15 protein-coding genes and 2 pseudogenes are annotated in these 15,321 nt (G+C 58.0%); 8 read left to right on the top strand and 9 right to left on the bottom strand.

Features of this window, described 5'->3' with window-relative positions; all coding sequences use genetic code 11:
* Positions 1–459: 459 nt before the first annotated feature.
* Together GHN92_RS21470 and GHN92_RS21465 are read right to left on the bottom strand one after the other, a co-directional pair.
* Positions 460–924 (bottom strand): annotated as a pseudogene (locus GHN92_RS21470) (solute carrier family 23 protein); the annotation flags it as partial.
* A gap of 287 nt (positions 925–1,211) precedes the next feature.
* Positions 1,212–1,652: a MarR family winged helix-turn-helix transcriptional regulator gene (locus tag GHN92_RS21465; RefSeq protein ID WP_095002051.1), complete on the bottom strand. Its 441-nt coding sequence runs from the start codon at positions 1,650–1,652 to the stop codon at positions 1,212–1,214.
* Between the two features lie 82 nt (positions 1,653–1,734).
* Between GHN92_RS21465 and GHN92_RS21460 the strand changes: the two genes are divergently transcribed.
* Both GHN92_RS21460 and GHN92_RS21455 read left to right on the top strand, forming a co-directional pair.
* Positions 1,735–2,901: a PLP-dependent aminotransferase family protein gene (locus tag GHN92_RS21460; protein ID WP_153381062.1), complete on the top strand. Its 1,167-nt coding sequence runs from the start codon at positions 1,735–1,737 to the stop codon at positions 2,899–2,901.
* A gap of 10 nt (positions 2,902–2,911) precedes the next feature.
* On the top strand, positions 2,912–3,514 hold the full coding sequence (locus GHN92_RS21455) for a glutathione S-transferase family protein (protein WP_095002049.1): 603 nt from the start codon (positions 2,912–2,914) through the stop codon (positions 3,512–3,514).
* A gap of 168 nt (positions 3,515–3,682) precedes the next feature.
* Here GHN92_RS21455 and GHN92_RS21450 read toward each other — a convergent pair whose 3' ends face one another.
* The 5 genes from GHN92_RS21450 to GHN92_RS21430 all read right to left on the bottom strand — a co-directional run bounded on the left by GHN92_RS21450 (position 3,683) and on the right by GHN92_RS21430 (position 6,457).
* On the bottom strand, positions 3,683–4,054 hold the full coding sequence (locus GHN92_RS21450) for a glutathione S-transferase N-terminal domain-containing protein (protein ID WP_095002048.1): 372 nt from the start codon (positions 4,052–4,054) through the stop codon (positions 3,683–3,685).
* 101 nt (positions 4,055–4,155) lie between these two features.
* On the bottom strand, positions 4,156–4,701 hold the full coding sequence (folE, locus tag GHN92_RS21445; protein ID WP_003442011.1) for a GTP cyclohydrolase I FolE: 546 nt from the start codon (positions 4,699–4,701) through the stop codon (positions 4,156–4,158).
* Between the two features lie 77 nt (positions 4,702–4,778).
* Positions 4,779–5,336 (bottom strand): Smr/MutS family protein, encoded by a 558-nt coding sequence (locus tag GHN92_RS21440; protein WP_095002047.1) that lies wholly within the window; start codon positions 5,334–5,336, stop codon positions 4,779–4,781.
* A 63-nt stretch (positions 5,337–5,399) separates the two neighbouring features.
* Positions 5,400–5,720, bottom strand: coding sequence for a hypothetical protein (locus GHN92_RS21435; RefSeq protein ID WP_095002046.1), 321 nt, complete (start codon positions 5,718–5,720; stop codon positions 5,400–5,402).
* A gap of 146 nt (positions 5,721–5,866) precedes the next feature.
* Entirely contained in the window at positions 5,867–6,457 is a 591-nt protein-coding gene (locus GHN92_RS21430) for a cysteine hydrolase family protein (RefSeq protein WP_095002045.1), read from the bottom strand.
* A 273-nt stretch (positions 6,458–6,730) separates the two neighbouring features.
* On the opposite strand from GHN92_RS21430, the gene prmB reads away from it, so the two are divergent.
* Together prmB and GHN92_RS21420 are read left to right on the top strand one after the other, a co-directional pair.
* Positions 6,731–7,639, top strand: coding sequence for a 50S ribosomal protein L3 N(5)-glutamine methyltransferase (prmB, locus tag GHN92_RS21425; protein ID WP_153327667.1), 909 nt, complete (start codon positions 6,731–6,733; stop codon positions 7,637–7,639).
* Between the two features lie 167 nt (positions 7,640–7,806).
* A pseudogene (locus GHN92_RS21420) lies at positions 7,807–9,688 on the top strand (glycoside hydrolase family 3 protein).
* Between the two features lie 33 nt (positions 9,689–9,721).
* On the opposite strand, the gene GHN92_RS21415 reads toward GHN92_RS21420, so the two are convergent.
* Both GHN92_RS21415 and GHN92_RS21410 read right to left on the bottom strand, forming a co-directional pair.
* Positions 9,722–10,531 (bottom strand): hypothetical protein, encoded by an 810-nt coding sequence (locus GHN92_RS21415; RefSeq protein WP_153381060.1) that lies wholly within the window; start codon positions 10,529–10,531, stop codon positions 9,722–9,724.
* A 53-nt stretch (positions 10,532–10,584) separates the two neighbouring features.
* Positions 10,585–11,589 carry an alpha/beta hydrolase gene (locus tag GHN92_RS21410; RefSeq protein ID WP_153381058.1) on the bottom strand — a complete coding sequence of 335 codons (1,005 nt, stop codon included), beginning with the start codon at positions 11,587–11,589 and terminating at the stop codon, positions 10,585–10,587.
* A gap of 192 nt (positions 11,590–11,781) precedes the next feature.
* Between GHN92_RS21410 and aroC the strand changes: the two genes are divergently transcribed.
* The 4 genes from aroC (at position 11,782) to GHN92_RS21390 (ending at position 15,319) form a co-directional block, all read left to right on the top strand.
* Complete coding sequence (aroC, locus tag GHN92_RS21405) at positions 11,782–12,873, top strand: chorismate synthase (RefSeq protein ID WP_095019567.1); 1,092 nt, start codon at positions 11,782–11,784, stop codon at positions 12,871–12,873.
* A gap of 34 nt (positions 12,874–12,907) precedes the next feature.
* Entirely contained in the window at positions 12,908–14,056 is a 1,149-nt protein-coding gene (locus GHN92_RS21400) for an MFS transporter (protein WP_095039358.1), read from the top strand.
* On the top strand, positions 14,053–14,673 hold the full coding sequence (locus tag GHN92_RS21395) for a methylthioribulose 1-phosphate dehydratase (RefSeq protein WP_095019566.1): 621 nt from the start codon (positions 14,053–14,055) through the stop codon (positions 14,671–14,673). The genes GHN92_RS21400 and GHN92_RS21395 overlap by 4 nt, the downstream gene beginning before the upstream one ends.
* Before the next feature lie 100 nt (positions 14,674–14,773).
* Entirely contained in the window at positions 14,774–15,319 is a 546-nt protein-coding gene (locus GHN92_RS21390; protein ID WP_133144973.1) for an acireductone dioxygenase, read from the top strand.
* Positions 15,320–15,321: the final 2 nt, after the last annotated feature.

The following is a 15,321-nucleotide window of genomic DNA, read 5'->3' as shown; positions in this document are numbered from 1 at the left end:
AACAAGTTTTGCGGCGATGGTCTCATTGGCCTGCGCTATGCGGTGCTTGCGACAATACTTTACGTACAGAGCCTAGGAAACCTGGGGCGATTCAAACAATAAATTAGCCCCACCTCATGCATTCATAGCTAATTTTTGACTAACGATATTAAGCCAGGCGTTGACTACTGACAATTCCTTTATAGCTATATGAGCAAATAAAGCTGGATCTTATAGTTCCGTGTTATATGTGAAAAACTTCTATAAAATTTCATTTATATCGAGTTAGCGAATAACGTTTTCAATAAGGCTATTTCTCTAAATTTATTATAAAAATATGCATCCTTTATAACACTGAATCGCTTATCCAAAATTCTTCAAACAAGAGACACAAAAAAGCCAACGCTACATAGCGTTGGCTTTTTTGTGTTGCACAGTTCAACTATTTGTAAGAATTCTCATTTATTTTGAGAACCTACACATCGCGTACCGCAAGCTGACGGGAATGCTGTTGAGCAGCCATTCACGCACCCGCGACAGGGTCAGAATCAGGAACAGCACACCGGAGACAAACACGGCACCCAATGCTGTTTCCCAGCTGTAACCCATGGTTCCGACCACGGTGTAAGTAAAAAACGCATTCAGTCCCATACCTGGCGCCAGGCCTACTGGCCAGTTGGCGTAAAGCCCCATCAACAGGCTGCCGAGAGCGGCGGCAATGCAGGTGGCGACGAAGGCTGCACCATGATCGATCCCAGCATCGGCCATGATGTTGGGGTTGACGAAGATGATGTAGGCCATGGTGATGAAGGTGGTCAGCCCGGCAATCAGCTCGGTTTTGACCGTGGTGCCATGCAGTGACAGTTTGAACAGGCGTTCCAGCCAGCTGCGGGCGGCGGGCGTGGCAAGTTCGACAACGGGTATTTCTGACTTTTGGCTGTCCACGGTGATTTCCTCAGGCTTTTATTATTTTTAAGGGCACTGGGTGTGGCGGGAGATGTTTTTCTGACTTTCGGGTCAGAAACGCAGGCGAAGTGAATTATGCTTTTGTATACAAAAAAAGCAAATAATGTTTTTCAGATTGTGATCAGAAAGTGATGGGTGGGTGTCTGTTTTCTGTGGGAGCGAGTTTGCTCGCGATTGGATCGCTGCGGTACAACTGGAGTACTGCGGCGCCTGCATCGCGGGCAAGCCCGCTCACAGAACAAGCCACCTTCCACAGGAACCCTGCTCTAGAGCTGGCGGCTTTGTCCCAGGGCATGATTGACCGCCAGCCAGCCATTCACCGCGTCTTCACCTGCCTGAGCAAATACCCTTTGCAGCAGCTTGACCTGTTCGCGGCGCAGGCTCTTTTCGAAGGCCACACCGTCGGCAGTCAGTTCCAGCAGGCGTTTGCGCTTGTCGGTCTCGGGCGCGACGCTGCGCACCAGGGCCATCTCGATCAACTGGCGTAATGGCGTATTCAGGGCCTGCTTGCTCACGCCCAGTAAGGTCAGCAGTTCCTTGACGCTGACACCGGGGTGGTGGGCGATAAAAAAAACAATACGCTGATGCACCCGACTCAGCCCACGACGTGCCAGCATTTCATCCGCTTTGGCGGTAAATGCTTGATAGCCAAAGAAGAAGGCTTCCATGGCGGCGCGCTGAGTGGTCGGATTTTTAAGGTCAAGCATATTGACGTATCTAGGGTTCGCGGCGTAGTTTCGGTCAAACAGTTTGACTTATTTCCAATTACTTCCGCTACCGGTGATCTGTATGGCCTTCTCCGAACGTGTTTCCCGCCTGAAAAGCTCCTTGATTCGTGAAATTCTGGCTGCGGCCCAACGTCCGGAAGTCATGTCTTTCGCTGGCGGGCTACCGGCCGAGGCCATGCTGCCCAAGGTCGACTGGACCGATATGCCTGCCTCGATGGGTCAGTACGGCATGAGCGAAGGTGAGCCGGCACTGCGTGAAGTACTGGCTGCAGAGGCTCGCGCACTGGGGGTTGATTGCGATGCCAGCCAGGTGATGGTGTTGAGCGGTTCGCAGCAGGCGCTGGATCTGGCAGCCAAGCTGTATATCGACAAGGGCACCGAAATCATGCTCGAAGCACCGACCTACCTGGCGGCGCTGCAAATCTTCCAATTGTTCGGCGCCGAATGCCTGACGCTCCCGCTGCAAGCTGATGGCCCTGATCTGGCTGCGTTGCGCGTGCAGCTGGAAAAACACAGCCCGGCGTTCATCTACCTGATCCCGACGTTCCAGAATCCGTCTGCTGTGCGTTACAGCGAAACCAAGCGCGACGCGGTTGCTGCCTTGCTCGACGAGTTCGGCGTGACCCTGATCGAAGACGAGCCGTACCGCGAGCTGAACTTCGACGGTGGCAGCGCCACACCGATCGTCAGCCGCCTGAAAAAAGCCAGCTGGATCTATACCGGCACTGTGTCCAAGACCCTGTTGCCGGGCCTGCGCGTCGGTTTCCTGATTGCCAGCCCTGACCTGTACCCGCACTTGCTGCGCCTCAAGCAATCGGCTGACCTGCACACCAACCGCGTTGGCCAGTGGCAAGCCTTGCAGTGGATCGGCACCGAGAAAATGAGTAATCACCTGGCCGAGCTGCGTGATTTCTACCGCGTGCGCCGTGACGGTTTTCAGCTGGCGCTGGAAGAGCATTTCTCGGATCTGGCTGACTGGCATGTGCCCCAGGGCGGTTTGTTCTTCTGGCTGACCCTCAAGCAACCGTTCGATACCCGCACTTTGCTCAAGCCTGCGCTGGAACAGAACGTGGCCTTTATGCCGGGCGAGCCGTTCTTCGCCAACCCGGACCAGAACGTGGGCAGCCTGCGCCTGAACTTCAGCCACATCGATCCGGCGCGTCTGCATGAAGGCCTCAAGCGTCTGGCCAACGTGATTCGTCAGGCCCAGGCTGCCCAGGCGGCCTGAAGGAGGCGCAATGCTCAAGGTTTATGGCGATTACAACTCGGGCAACTGCTACAAGATCAAGCTGATGCTGCATTTGCTGGGGCTTGAGTATCAGTGGTTTGCCGTGGACATTCTCAAGGGTGAAACCGAGACCCCGGAGTTTCTGGCGAAAAACCCCAACGGCAAAGTGCCGGTGCTGGAGCTGGAAGACGGTACGTGCCTGTGGGAGTCCAACGCGATTCTCAACTACCTGGCCGACGGCAGCGAGTTTTTGCCGACCGAACCGCGTTTGCGCACGCAAGTGCTGCAATGGCAGTTTTTCGAGCAGTACAGTCATGAGCCTTATATTGCGGTGGCGCGCTTTATCCAGTTTTACCTGGGGCTACCCGAAGAGCGCCTTGAGGAATACCGCAAGCTGCAAAAGCGTGGCTACAAGGCGCTGGACGTGATGGAGCAACAGCTCACACGCACGCCGTATCTGGTGGGTGAGCAATACTCGATCGCCGACGTGACGCTGTATGCCTATACCCATGTGGCCCATCAGGGCGGGTTTGACCTGAGCGGCTACCCGGGTATTCAGGCCTGGCTGGCGCGGGTGGCCAGCCATCCGCGGCATGTGGGAATGCTCGATTGAGCAAATCGCCCCTTTAAAAAAACCGGCCAAGTGCCGGTTTTTTTGTGCGCACATTCTGTAGCCGCTGACGAGGTCTGAAGGAAACTTCAACTGTGGGAGCGAGCCTGCTCGCGAAGGTCGTTCGCGAGCAGGCTCGCTCCCACAGAGAGGGTAGACCGGGGGATGGCCTTAAACGTTGGCAAAGCGCTGGTTCAGGTAGTCAATGATCACCTTGGACTCATACATCCAGGTGGTTTTGCCGCCTTCTTCGATGCGCAGGCAAGGCACTTTGATCTTGCCCCCTTGCTCCAGCAGGGTCTGGCGATCCTGCTCGTTGTTCTTCGCGTCACGCAGGGCCACTGGCACATTCAGGCGGCGCAGGGTGCGGCGCGTTTTTACACAGAAAGGGCAGGCGTGGAACTGAAACAGGGTCAGGCCCTTGGCAGCCTGGTCGACCTGCGCCTGAGCGGCGGCAGGGCGCTGCTTTTTGCTTGGACGTGTCACGAAATCGCCAGCGATGATGAGCTGACCCAGGCCTACGCGAAGCGCTTTGATAAACACAGTAAAAGCCTCATGGGCAAATTAAGAAGGGACGCAGCTTACCTGAAATTGTGCAGGCGAAAAAAAACCGGCGATAAACGCCGGTTTTTTCTGTGCCGCAGTTACTTGATCAGGCTGAGAAACTCGCTGCGCGTGGCGGCGTTTTCGCGGAACTCACCCAGCATCACCGAAGTGATCATCGACGAGTTCTGCTTCTCGACACCGCGCATCATCATGCACATGTGCTTGGCCTCGATCACAACGGCCACGCCCAGGGCGCCGGTGACTTGCATCACGGCGTCGGCGATCTGGCGACTGAGATTTTCCTGGATCTGCAGGCGACGGGCATACATATCGACAATACGCGCCACTTTCGACAGGCCCAGCACTTTGCCGCTCGGAATGTAGGCGACATGGGCCTTGCCGATAAACGGCAGCAGGTGGTGTTCGCACAGCGAGTACAACTCGATGTCCTTGACCAGCACCATTTCGCTGTTGTCTGAGCTGAACAAGGCACCGTTGGTGACTTCTTCCAGGGTTTGTTCATAGCCGCGGCAAAGGTACTGCATGGCCTTGGCGGCACGCTTTGGCGTATCCAGCAGGCCTTCACGGGAAACGTCTTCGCCGAGTTGACCGAGGATCGCGGTGTAGTTTTGTTCCAGGGACATTAATCTACCTGTGGGATTTTTCGCAAAGAGTAAGGGTACGGGGGCTGACACGACGCTGCAAGCGTGATGACACGCTGTTACTCGTCACGCCCCTCCATCATGGTGCGCTTGAGCATCACATAGACCGCGCCGGCGCCGCCATGCCTGGCCTGGCAGGAGCAGAAGCCCAGTACCTGTGAGTGCTGGCGCAGCCAGGTGTTGACGTGGCTTTTGATCATCGGGCGCTTGCCGTCCAGACGCACGGCCTTGCCGTGGGTAACGCGCACGCAACGTACTTCAAGGCGCACGGCTTCACCGAGGAATTCCCAAAGGGTTTCGCGGGCCTTTTCAACGGTCATGCCGTGCAGGTCAAGGCTGCCTTCAAAGGCGATCTGCCCCAGCTTGAGCTTGCGCATCTGGCTTTCCTGCACGCCGTCACGGGCCCAGCTCAGCTGGTCCTCGGGGCCAACATCAATCACAAACTGGTCTGACAGGCCGTCGATGATGGTCGCGTTGGTGCGCACAATGGCGTTCTGGCGCAACTTGGCCAGCTGCGCACGGTCAGCCTTGGGTTTGCCGGTGTCGGCACGATCATGCTTGATCGGTTTGACACCGCGAATCTCGTTTTTGAACAGGGAAAAATCGTCGTCTTGCATGTCAGCCTCCGCGAAGGGCTGCCAGTTTACCCAAGTCGACGACAATCGGGCGGCGGATATGCGTCAGTCGTGTTTTTTCATCAGGTGCGGGGCCATGTTCAGGCCAAATGGCTTGCGCATCAGGCGCCGGCGTCGACGCCACATCCATACCCCTAGCCAGCACACCAACAGGCCGGACACCAACACCAGTGTTGCACCTGCGGGGCTGGCATTGAGCTCGCCCAGTGCCGTTGGATGGCCAATCAGGCTGGCGGCACCCGCCAACAGCAACAGCATGCCAAGCAGTGCCAGCAGCGCTGCAAACATCAGTACCAGGCGCGAGCGCCAGTCGCGATGAGCCTTGGGGCGCAAACGCCGAGCATCAAAACCATCGGAGATCTTCATTCCGATCTTTCCTTAAAGGGTATCGGCCCTTCGACAGGGACTTCGTCAGGTTGTTCCTGAGTGTAGTGAAATAGGAAAGCGCCCGCAGGCTGGAGCTGGTCCGGGATGGGCGGTTGCAGGGGCCGCCCGTCAACGTCCGGTTCAGATCAAATCAGGTTTTGGGTCAACGTCAGGGTGGCAAAGTTGTCGTTCATGATGGCCATTTCGGCTTTTTGCACTTGCTCGGCGCTGATAATGCCGTCCGCGGTCGGCAGGTCGCGGGTGGCGCAGGCGTCTTCCACCAGGGTGCAGCGCAAGCCGTAGTCCTTGGCCGCACGCACGGTAGTGCTGACGCTGGAGTGGCTCATGAAGCCGCAGACGATCACATCCAGCGAGCCGAGGTTTTCCAGGGCCTTTTGCAGCCCGGTGTCGTTGAATGCGTTGGGCATGCGCTTCTCGATAATCTGCTCATCACCCTGTGGTTCCAGGCCCTTGATGAAGGCGCCACGCTCGCCCTGAGGGTCGAACATACCGCCAACGGTGCCCAGGTGACGGATATGGATGACCGGGCGCTTTGCCTTGCGGGCAGCTTCAAGCAGACGGGCAATGTTGGCGGTGGCCGCGTCCATGCCGGAAAGGGCCAATGGCCCGCTCAAGTACTCATTTTGCGCATCGATGATCAGCAGGCTGGCGTTGCTCAGATTGGCTGCGGCATAGCCACGTCCTGTGAGTTGAAACATCGTCTTTAAAGCGGGCATTCGGGGGCTCCTTTGAATGGGGCTTTTGCGACATTCTCCACTGGCGGAGCGTTTATGTGAATGACTAGTCGTGCAGGCCTTGTGGTTGCTGGCCTGTAGCGATGTCAAGCAAATATGTTGTAGCCATAAAATGTACAAAATGGAGCGATTTCAGTTTTTTATTGTACACGGTCTTACTTTTTGAAACGCCGTCACGTGTAGTCGTCCGGCTCACCTTTGGCGCGTTGGAGTTTGGCTGTTAGAATCGCCAATCGATTTTGAGGAGTAAGACCATTGATCACTTCCCGCCTGCGCACTTTGCGCGACCATATTCGCTGGGCCGTTAGCCACTTTCATGGGGAAGATCTGTTCTTTGGTCATGGTACCGACAATGCCTGGGATGAAGCCCGTCAACTGGTGCTGGGTGCGCTGAACCTGCCGTGGGAAATTGCCGATAGCTATCTCGACTGCCGCCTTGAAGACGATGAGCTGGTCAACCTGCAACATCTGCTCAAGCGCCGTATCGAAGAGCGCGTGCCCACGGCCTATCTGTTGGGTGAGGCCTGGTTCTGCGGCATGTCGTTTATCGTCGATGAGCGCGTGCTGATCCCGCGCTCGCCGATCGGTGAGCTGATTGAAAAGCGTTTTGAACCGTGGCTGGGTGCTGAACCTGCACGCATTCTTGACCTGTGTACCGGTTCGGGCTGTATCGGCATCGCCTGTGCCTACGAGTTCCAGAACGCCGAAGTGGTACTGGCTGACCTGTCCTTTGAGGCCCTTGAAGTGGCCAACCAGAACATCGAGCGCCACGGTGTCGACGCACGGGTTTACACCGTGCAGGGCGACGGCTTTGATGGCTTGCCGGGGCAGCGTTTCGACCTGATTGTGTCCAACCCGCCGTATGTGGATGCCGAAGATTTCGCCGACATGCCGGCCGAGTATCAGCACGAGCCGGAATTGGGGCTGGCCTGCGGTGACGACGGCCTGAACCTGGTACGCCGGATGCTGGCCGAAGCGGCTGATCATCTGACCGAAAAAGGCTTGCTGATCGTTGAGGTAGGCAACAGCCAGATACACGTTGAGTCGCTGTACCCGGAAGTCGACTTCGCCTGGCTTGATTTTGAGCGCGGGGGGCACGGTGTATTCATGTTGACCGCCGAACAGTGCCGTGCCCATCAGGGGCTGTTTGCTTCTCGAATCTGATCAGGCAAGAGCATTACAAACGCTGCAATACCTCTTCGCTTTTTGTTCGTCCGCAACTCGATACATTCGACAACGGCTGGGCATCAAGCGAAGCGGTTTTGGCACGCATCTCCCTGAAGTGGCTGCCTGCTTGATGCCCGTATTGGTTTGTATACGAGGATCAAAGCATGACACAAGCGTCCCGGTTTCCTTTGGCTCCCAGCGACACTGATCTCGACACGCGCGCCCGATGCCTCCTTGAGGGCTTGACCCTGCGCGAAAAAATCGGGCAGAAGTTGCTCGTGGCCTTTCGTTATTGGTGTCCTGACGACCAGCCAGCGTGCACCCTGAGTACCACCCGGTTCAATTCCGCCATGGGCGATGCCCTGCGTAACAACGCCATTGGCGGGGTGATTTTGTTTGGTAACAATTTGAGTTCGCTTGAGCAGGGCAGAACCCTTCTGGATGATCTGCGCGCTGTGCCCCCGGTCGCGGGTGAACTCGGCCTGTTGCTGGGGGTGGACGAGGAGGAGGGGGTCAGTGTTTCGCCTGCCGCGCAGGGCGGCCACGGTTTTCCCGGGCAACATGGCATTGGCTGCGGCCTGGCACGGCGGTGGTGACGAGCGGATGGCTTATGACCAGGGTGTGGTGTTGGCCGCCGAGATTGCGGCTCTGGGGTTTAACTTGAATTTTGCCCCGGTGGTGGACGTCAACAGCAACCCGTTCAACCCCGTCATCAATGTGCGCGCTTTTGGTGATGATGTACGCACGGTCAGCCTGTTGGCCCGACGCATGATGCAAGGTATGGCTGCACAGGGCGTGATCGCGGCGTACAAGCATTTCCCGGGGCATGGGGATACGGAAACGGACTCGCATATCGGGCTGCCGGTGGTGAACAAGTCCCGTGAAGATGCCTGGGCAATTGATCTGGCGCCCTATCGTTTGGCCATTGAAGCGGGTGAAGCGCCAGAAATGGTCATGACCGCCCATATTCAATATCCTGCGCTCGATAGCACCCTGGTTCAGACGCGCACCGGTGAACCGATTATTGCACCTGCGACCATGTCGCGGAAAATTCAGCACAATATTCTACGGGGTGAGCTTGGCTTTCAGGGCGTGAGCATCACGGATGCGATGGATATGAAGGCCATTGCCGGTTTTTTCGGTCAGGCCGACGCCGTGATAAAGGCTTTTCAGGCGGATGTGGATATCGCCCTGATGCCCATTGAATTTCGTACCGCTCGCCAGGCCGGGCTCCTGTCCGGGTTGGTTGATCAGGTGGTAGCGGCTGTCGAGGCGGGCGATATTGATCGACAGGAACTGGATCAGTCGGTATTGCGGATTGTGCGAATGAAGTTGCGCAACGGGATTACCGCCGAGCAGGGCGCCAGGCCTCGACCTGAGTTGAATATAATTGGCAGCCCGGCACATCGTGCGCTCGAGCAACGTATTACCGCGCAATCCATTACATTGATTCGTAATCAGTGCGCCGCGTTGCCTCTGAAGAACCAGTGCGCGCGGATCTTGATCCTGACCCCGAGGAATGAGCAGGCCGAAGCCTTGCGCCGCAGGTTCGAGGAGGCCGGCTATCCTGCGCTCCTGTTGACAGGCAAGGCGCTGAGAGGCGTTGGCTGGGTTGAGATAAAGCGGGCGATCAACGCCGCAGAAACGGTGATTCTCGGTACCTCTTCAATCGGTGTCAGTGCTGTCGTGCGAAATGCGCATGCCGATCAGTTGTTGTCAGGAGCAACCGTGCAGAGCAGTTTGCAATGGCTGCGCTGTGCCATGGAATACGCCACGTCCCGCGGCAAGCTGGCTATTCATCTGACGATGAACTCGCCCTACGATGTGGTGGAATTTGACGATATCGCCGGCGCCACATTGGCGACCTACTCGTCCAGGGGGTATGACCGAGGTCTGCTGGGGCCAGCCTTGCCGGCTGCTGTGGATGTCATGCTGGGGCGGAGCGTCCCCGTGGGGCGTTTGCCGGTTGATATTTTTGCCCTGGCCGATGGCAGCCAGCCGGGGGCGTTGCGCTACCCCAGGGGAACAGGTCTTGGCTATCCGTAACCCATAGTGACCCTGTGCAGCGGGTGGGTACCATCAGCGGTGCGTCGCAATCCAGATCAACAACCCTGCCTGGAACACCGAAAAGGCTACCAGGCAGGTGATGGTAAAGCGCAGGCCCATTTCTTCGCGCTGGTACCTGCCGAGTTTTTCTTCTTTTTCCCGCAGTTTTACCTCTTGTTCCTGCAAGTTCTGTTCGGCTTGCTGGAGCATTTGCGCAGTCTCAAGAATGTCGAGGAACTGAAGCTTTTCGCCATTCCAGCTGTCCAGCAACTCGCCCACTTGCACGTCTTCGATCCGTGCCTTGAGAAACTGGGCGTCGGCATACACCACATCAAAGCCCTGTACCCGCAAAACATGATCGCGGCGCAGGCGGCTGTCTTCATTCAGGGCGTCCCGGCTGGCCAGGTCGGTGCCGTCAACGCGGTAGTGCGACCATTTTTTCTGCGCCCACAACGCGGCCTGAGCCAGCAGAAAGCGGCCGATCCCGCGGTTCGCCGGTTCAACTTGCAAACCGCGCTCAGGGCTGAAACGCACGCGGTGGGTGCTATGGTCGACCCACAGGTCAAGCTGGTTCTGTTCGCTGCGCACGCGCTGGCCGGGCAGGGTGATGGTCATGCGCAGCAGGCTGAGGTCTTTGCTGTGGCGTGTGGCGTGGCCGAACTGCACAAAGCGTAACGACCGTGCCCCGGTGTTGCGGTCAGTGGGCAGGGGGGCGAGGCGCAGCATGCGCAAATGCTCGGGCTGCACATCGGCCCAAGGCAGCGGCGGGGCCTCGGGCACTTCCGGGGCCTCGGGCACTTCCGGTGCCTCGGGCCCGGCGGGTTGTGTTGGGGTGTCGCTCATAACGGCTCGATCCTGTGCTGGATGTCAGCCAAGCAAAGACGGCCGACACCGGTTTATCGGCCGTTATGCGCAGTACTGTAGGGCTGGCCCGCATTGACTTTCGTGATAAAGCGCACAGTTCGATCGCCCAGTTCGCCTGCCAAACGCTGATTGGGGTCGTTATAGGACTGCACCTGGCGCTTCATGTCCATTGGCACGATGCGCATCACGTGGTTCATGCCATTGATCAGTGTCAGTACGGCATCGGGCTTGGCGGCCTTGAGCAGGCGGGCATCCTTGACCTCTACCTGAATGTCGTGGGTGCCCTGAATGATCATGGCCGGCATTTTCAGTGCGGCGAAAGCGGCTGCCGGGTCATGGCGCAGCAGGCTGATCATGTACGGCTGCACGCTGAGGCGGAAGATCACTTGCAGATCCTTGGGCACCTTGTCGTCGGTCTTGCCGGCTTCCAGGCTGCTGATCAGCTCAAAACTGCGCTTGAGCAGGGCAGGCGGCAGGTGATTGCGTTGCAGTTGCTCGCGCAACAGCACGCCCACCGGGCGCCCTGTACCGGCAATCGAAACCACGCCGGCAGCACCGATTTGTGGGGCTGCCAGGCTGGCGATCATTGCGCCTTCACTGTGCCCGAGCACAAACACCTTGCCAAAGCGCGGGTCGCTTTTGAGTTTCTCGCCCCAGGCCACGGCGTCGGACACATACTGATCGAAGTTGAGCTTTTGCTCGTCAGGCCCGGCAGGCTGGCTCTGGGCGATGCCGCGCTTGTCGAAGCGGACGCTGGCAATATTGCTCTGGGCCAGGCGCCAGGCCAGTTTTTTCAGGGCGTCATTGCGCCCGCCGATAGGGTTGTTGCCGTCGCGGTCAGTCGGGCCGGAACCGGCAATAATCAGCACCACGGGTACGGGCTTGTCGCTCTTGGGCAAAACCAGCGAGCCATACAGCGTGCCGGAGCCGGTATCGAGCTCAATGGGCCGCAGCAAGACATTGGAGGGCGGGGCCGCCAGGGCCTGGGTGCCAAAGCCAAACAGGGTCAGTGCTAATAAAAGTATTCGCAGCATCATAGCGCCATCATTGTCTAGTGTGCCGGTTGGACAAACCCGGATGAGTAAGGTTCGAGGATGAACTACAGAGGTAGCCTGCGTATACTGGCGCTTTTGGTTATCTGGGATCTGTTCAACATCTGTTGTGTTGCAACAAGACTTGAACTGATCCCGGGCTGAACTTTATCGGCTGATTTTCGCGGAGCGCCCTGCATGTCCGGCAATACCTACGGCAAGCTGTTCACTGTCACCACCGCTGGCGAAAGCCATGGTCCGGCGTTGGTCGCCATTGTTGATGGCTGCCCGCCAGGGCTGGAGCTGTCCCTTGAAGATTTGCAACGTGATCTGGATCGACGCAAGCCCGGCACCAGCCGCCACACCACCCAGCGTCAGGAGGCCGACGAAGTTGAAATCCTCTCCGGGGTGTTTGAAGGCCGCACCACTGGCTGCGCCATTGGCCTGCTGATCCGTAACACTGACCAGAAGTCCAAGGATTACTCGGCGATCAAGGATCTGTTCCGCCCGGCCCACGCTGATTACACCTATCACCACAAGTACGGCGAGCGCGATTACCGCGGCGGCGGGCGCAGTTCGGCGCGTGAAACGGCCATGCGTGTGGCCGCCGGTGCCATCGCGAAAAAGTACCTGGCCACCCAAGGCATCGTGATTCGCGGTTATATGAGCCAGCTGGGCCCGATTGAAATCCCGTTCAAGACCTGGGACTCGGTTGAACAAAACGCCTTTTTCAGCCCTGACCCGGACAAAGTGCCGGAGCTTGAGGCCTATATGGATCAACTGCGCCGTGACCAGGACTCGGTTGGCGCCAAAATCACCGTGGTCGCCGAAGGCGTGATCCCGGGGTTGGGCGAGCCGATTTTCGACCGTCTGGATGCCGAGCTGGCCCATGCGCTGATGAGCATTAATGCCGTAAAAGGTATTGAAATCGGCGCCGGTTTTGCCAGTGTTGCCCAGCGCGGCACCGAGCATCGCGACGAGATGACCCCTGAAGGTTTCCTGAGCAACAACGCCGGCGGCATCCTGGGCGGTATTTCGTCTGGCCAGCCGATCGTTGCCCACCTGGCGCTCAAGCCAACCTCGAGCATCACCACCCCGGGCCGCTCGATCGATGTGCATGGCAATCCGGTGGACGTGATTACCAAGGGTCGTCATGACCCGTGCGTGGGTATCCGTGCCACGCCGATTGCCGAAGCCATGATGGCCATTGTGCTGATGGATCACCTGTTGCGTCATCGCGGCCAGAACGCCGACGTACGCGTCAGCACGCCCGTACTGGGCCAGTTGTAATGCAAGGATTGTTGAGCGTCACGGTCTGACGGCCGTGGCGACACTTCCTTACTGGCGTCTGTCAGGCTTCTATCTTTTCTATTTCGCCTTGCTGGGTGCCACAGCGCCGTTTCTGGCGCTGTACTTCAATCACCTGGGGTTTTCCAGTGCGCGCATTGGCGAACTGGTGGCCATCCCGATGCTGATGCGCTGCGTTGCGCCCAACCTGTGGGGCTGGCTGGGGGACTACAGCGGTCAGCGTCTGCTGATCGTGCGTCTGGGTGCGCTCTGCACCTTGTGCAGTTTTGCCCTGATCTTTGTCAGCCAGAGCTATGCCTGGCTGGCGCTGGTGATGGCGCTGCATGCGTTCTTCTGGCATGCGGTGTTGCCGCAGTTTGAAGTCATTACCTTTGCCCACTTGCGTGAGCAGCCTGAACGTTACAGTCAGATTCGTTTGTGGGGCTCGATCGGTTTTATCCTTGCCGTGGTGATCCTGGGTCGCCTGTTCGAATGGCTGAGCCTGGATATCTACCCGGTGGCGCTGCTCGTGATCATGGCTGGCATTGTGCTGTGCAGCCTGTGGGTGCCCAATGCGCAGCCCTCCAGCCTGGGCCGCAAGCAGGTGGAAGGCGGGTTCTTGAAGCAACTGTTCAGCCCGGGCGTGCTGGCGTTCTATGCCTGTGTGGCGCTGATGCAAATGAGCCACGGCCCGTACTACACATTTCTGACTCTGCATCTGGAACACCTCGGCTATAGCCGTGGTGTGATCGGCTTGCTCTGGGCCCTGGGAGTGGTGGCCGAAGTGCTGATGTTTTTGGCCATGCGCCGTATCCTGCTGAAATTTTCCGTGCGCCGGGTGCTGATGTTCAGTTTTATCCTCGCTGCCTTGCGCTGGCTGTTGCTGGGGTCTTTTGCCGAGCACCTGTGGGTGTTGCTGTTGGCGCAGCTGCTGCACGCCGCCACCTTTGGCAGTTTTCATGCCTCGGCCATGACCTTTGTGCAACGCAGTTTCGGTCCCGGCCAGCAAGGCCAGGGCCAGGCCCTGTACGCCACGCTGGCCGGTATCGGTGGCGCCGTGGGGGCGCTGTACTCCGGTTACAGCTGGAACACCCTGGGCCCCGCTTTCACCTTTAGTATGGCGAGCGTCGCAGCGCTGGCTGCAGCCGTTATCATTGCCACCCGACTGCAAGAGGACAGGCCATGAGCCTTACCCGTGAACACCTGAGCCTGGAAATCATTGAAGCCGGGCGCTTTTTATATGCGCGTGGCTGGTCACCGGCTACCAGCAGCAACTATTCCACCCGGCTGTCGGCCAGCCAGGCGCTGCTGACGGTGTCGGGCAAGCACAAGGGCCAGCTGGGACCTGATGATGTGCTTGCCACTGACCTGGCAGGCAACAGCCTGGAACCAGGCAAGAAACCCTCCGCTGAAACCCTGCTGCATACCCAGTTGTACAGCTGGCGCCCCGAAATTGGCGCGGTGCTGCACACCCATTCGGTCAATGCCACGGTGCTGTCGCGCCTGACGCCGGGCGACAGCATTGAATTTGAAGACTACGAACTGCAAAAGGCTTTCAGTGGCGTCTCGACCCATGAGTCCAGTGTGCTGGTGCCGATTTTTGACAATGATCAAGACATCGCGCGGCTGGCGGCCAAGGTTCAGCCATGGCTTGAAGCCCACCCGGACTGTGTGGGCTATCTGATTCGCGGGCATGGCCTTTACACGTGGGGCGCGCGCATGAGCGACGCCTTGCGCCAGATCGAAGCCTTCGAGTTTTTGTTTGAATGCGAACTGAAAGCTCGCGCAATACTCAATCGTTAACGCTGACTTCACCGTGAAGAAGCTCACACCCTGATTTGAACGGTCTGCCTGAACGGCCTGTAAAAGCCGAATGCGCGCCGAAGCCGAGGAACCACGCCCCATGAGCAGTTTGTCCGTTTATCACGTATCGAGCCCGGAACTCCCCAACAAGGTGCTCACCCATTTTGATGATATCGCTTCAACACTGGCTGAGCAGGGCGTGCGCTTTGACCGCTGGCAGGCCGCCACGCAGATCCAGCCGGGGGCCAGTCAGGATGAAGTGATCAACGCCTATCGCGTGCAGATTGACCGGCTGATGAGCGAGGGTGGCTATGTCACCGTGGACGTGATCAGTCTCAACAGCGATCACCCGCAAAAAACCGAATTACGCGCCAAATTCCTCGACGAGCACCGCCATGGCGAAGATGAAGTGCGTTTTTTCGTCGCCGGTCGTGGGTTGTTTACGCTACATATTGGCGACTATGTGTATGCGGTGTTGTGCGAAAAGAACGATCTAATTTCTGTACCCGCAGGCACGCCGCACTGGTTCGACATGGGTGAGCATCCGCATTTTGTCGCCATCCGCCTGTTCAACAACCCGGAAGGCTGGGTTGCCAACTTTACCGGCGAAGACATCGCTGAACGCTTCCCGCGCCTCGAAGACTAAGG

Origin of the sequence: Pseudomonas sp. FSL R10-2964 (genome assembly GCF_009600035.1) — a bacterium.
GTDB classification, from domain to species: Bacteria; Pseudomonadota; Gammaproteobacteria; order Pseudomonadales; family Pseudomonadaceae; genus Aquipseudomonas; species Aquipseudomonas bubulae.
This window is presented reverse-complemented; position numbering and strand designations above follow the sequence as displayed.